This is a genomic window from Stieleria sp. (genome assembly GCF_041595215.1).
GTDB lineage: Bacteria > Planctomycetota > Planctomycetia > Pirellulales > Pirellulaceae > Stieleria > Stieleria magnilauensis.
In genome coordinates, this window is the sequence record NZ_JBFHKV010001322.1 from 1 (window position 1) to 2,049 (window position 2,049).

General features: G+C 58.8%; 2 protein-coding genes. One reads left to right on the forward strand and one right to left on the reverse strand.

Annotation, left to right across the window (positions count from 1 at the left end; all coding sequences use genetic code 11):
- Nucleotides 1-302: 302 nt before the first annotated feature.
- The gene (locus ABX749_RS30945) at nucleotides 303-1,544 is read right to left on the reverse strand and encodes an SGNH/GDSL hydrolase family protein (RefSeq protein ID WP_372899431.1); all 1,242 of its coding nucleotides are present in this window, start codon (nucleotides 1,542-1,544) and stop codon (nucleotides 303-305) included.
- A 151-nt stretch (nucleotides 1,545-1,695) separates the two neighbouring features.
- On the opposite strand from ABX749_RS30945, the gene ABX749_RS30950 reads away from it, so the two are divergent.
- Nucleotides 1,696-1,932, forward strand: coding sequence for a hypothetical protein (locus ABX749_RS30950; protein WP_145218917.1), 237 nt, complete (start codon nucleotides 1,696-1,698; stop codon nucleotides 1,930-1,932).
- Nucleotides 1,933-2,049 lie beyond the last annotated feature (117 nt).

Genomic DNA, 2,049 nt, shown 5'->3' on the forward strand with positions numbered 1-2,049 from the left:
AGCAATTTTGCCGGGTTAACGATCGAACAGTGTAACCACCGATGGCAGCGCGAACCCACGGATGACAGGGTGCTAAAAATCAGTGGGTTCGCGCTGCCATCCGTGGGCCCCGTTTCCGTGACGACCACAACCCCGATACCGCTAAGCTAACATCAATGCGGTGCCCGGACGCTGGCGCGAACCGGCTGATATCAAACGATTATTAGCCGTTTGGCGCGAGCCTACGGGCCCACGCCAAGGAAACGACGCTTGATTTAGCCGTGAGTATCAAGCGACGACGAAACTCCCGCCGAACAACACGCCTACGACGCGACAAACTCCAGGATTCGAACCGCGTTGCCTTGGCTGGCACCGTTTTTCTTTTTCGAAACCCTCAGCTTCATCTGGTGTGGACCGTCCTCCAGTCCCGACTTCAGCACGACGGTTCTCGGATAGTGCAGTCCCTTGCTGAAGCGGTGGAACAGGTCAGCGGCGTGCCAGTCGCCGTCATCGATGGAGAATTCGACGACGCCGGCATCGGGGCCAGCCAAGACGAACAGTCCGATCGCGGTTCCGGTGAAGGTGACCTGCAGTTCCGCCTCCGGAACCGTGGCGACCGTCAGGGGCCGCCCGGCAAACCGTTCGCGAAACGAGCCCTCAATGTCTTTCCACTTCGGCTCGACATACGACCATCCGCTGCCCATCGCAATCGCGTCGCGGGGGAGGAATCGGCCGCGCCAAAAGCTGGTCGGGTCGATCGGCGGCGGCAGCGGGTGGGGGGCGAACGTCTGGCGGTTGGCCGACTTCGCTTCGGCCAGCGAGAATCGGGTTTGGCGAAAAACGTCTTCGATCAGATTCGCCGCGATCCGATTGCCTGCCGGTTTCGGGTGGACACCGCCGTAGATCGCCCACGTGGTTTTTCCTTCGGCGATCTGCTTGGCCAGCTCCACCGCCACGTTGCAGGTCGAAACGTTGTAGTGCTTCGCGACCGCGTCGTGGGCGGCAATGCTTGTCGGTACCTCGCCGTTTTGGACCTTTTCCAACATGGATGGATTGACGAAGTAGGTGATGACGATGTCCACCTGGGGCAGGCTGGACCGGGCCGAGCGAATCACGCCTTCCATGCCCCGCAGTGCGTCTTCATAGCTGTGGGCGGCATCTTGGTCGTCATTGACGGCGAATTCGACGAACAGCAAATCGGGCTTGTGGCTCAAGACATCCGACGGCAGCCGAAATGCCCCAGTGTGCGAGCAAGTGGATGACATTCCCGCATTGATGAAGTTGAACTCGGTGCCGGGGAAGCGAGCCACTAAGCTATCCATGACCATCGGTCGATAACCGTTCATCTCCGTGATCGATCCGCCGAGAAACGCGACACGTCCTTGCCCGGTCGTGGTGAAGACTTCGCGGCTGCGATGCAGGTCCCCGCGGACATGCACAGCGGTGGGGGGCAATGAACCCGCACGCTCCGCGTTCGAGGGCGGGTCATCGGCCGGGCAAGTCACCGCGGCGATGAAAACAGTCGCGAAACTGCAGGCGATCCGAACGGAGAGTGAAAGATTCATGATGTCCTTGCGGTATTGACGACTTCGGTACTGACGAACCGAGTGAGTTAAAGGAGAGTTAAAGGATTGTCCAGATCGTAATTTCTGAGAACATAGAGTGCCAAACCGGCTTTCTCCGTTTTCCTATTCATCCCCCGTTATGGCAGGTCGCATGGATTCACCATTGATCCTCGTTGACGACAAGCACGTCCCACTTTACCGCATTGTCTGGGTCGCCGACCTTCCCCACTGGTGCGGCGACAAAGATTGCGAGCGCGAGGGCGAATACGAAATTCGACTCGATGTGGAAGAATCGGTCTGGACCAGTCTGCGTGGACGCGACGATGTGCTCGCCAGTTTGAAAAAATGGTGCGGCGATCCCGAAGACGACAACGATCCCCTGTTTTAGCACCGTGGGGTAAGCATCCTGCTTGCCGACGTGGGGTAAGCATCCTGCTTGCCGACGTGGGGCAAGCATCCTGCTTCGGTCGCAAGCTGGAAGCGTACGCCACTTTTATTTTCATCA

Bases quoted from the DNA above. Each gene is read 5' to 3' on its own strand.
- ABX749_RS30950 (WP_145218917.1), top strand. From the start codon at position 1,696: ATGGATTCACCATTGATCCTCGTTGACGACAAGCACGTCCCACTTTAC.
- ABX749_RS30945 (WP_372899431.1), bottom strand. From the start codon at position 1,544: ATGAATCTTTCACTCTCCGTTCGGATCGCCTGCAGTTTCGCGACTGTT.